This window comes from Chryseobacterium arthrosphaerae (assembly GCF_001684965.1).
In the GTDB taxonomy this organism is placed as follows: Bacteria; Bacteroidota; Bacteroidia; order Flavobacteriales; family Weeksellaceae; genus Chryseobacterium; species Chryseobacterium arthrosphaerae.
The window spans coordinates 1-432 of the sequence record NZ_MAYG01000016.1 but is presented as its reverse complement, the minus strand read 5'-3'; the positions used below and the strand labels follow the sequence as shown (position 1 = coordinate 432).

The window sequence follows — 432 nt, the reverse complement described above, 5'->3', positions numbered from 1 at the left end:
AAGGGGTTGCAGAAGTCAGTAGCTTTGGAGGAAAGCTAAAACAATATGAGATTGCAGTCAATCCGGATAGGTTGAATGCTTATGGAATTACCATTAATGATGTTTTCGATGCGCTACAAGCTAATAATCAAAATACAGGAGGTGCTTATATTGAAAAGGGGCCTACGGTTTTATACATTAGAAGTGAAGGTTTGGTCGGAAACATTGAAGAAATTAAAAATATTTCTATTGCTACAAAAACAAACGATGTCCCGCTGTCTATAAGAGATATTGCAGAAGTAAAGCCGGGTTTTGCGACCCGATACGGAGCCATGACCTTTAATGATGAAGGAGAAGTCTCAGGAGCGGTCGTTATGATGCTTAAGGGTGAAATCAGTAACCAGGTGATTAAAAATGTAAAAGAGAAAATCGCGCAGGTTCAGAAGACGCTTC

At 39.6% G+C, this 432-nt stretch carries 1 protein-coding gene; it reads left to right on the top strand.

Features of this window, described 5'->3' with window-relative positions:
- On the top strand, window positions 1-432 hold a 432-nt coding region (locus BBI00_RS18975; RefSeq protein ID WP_131799719.1), incomplete at both ends, for an efflux RND transporter permease subunit.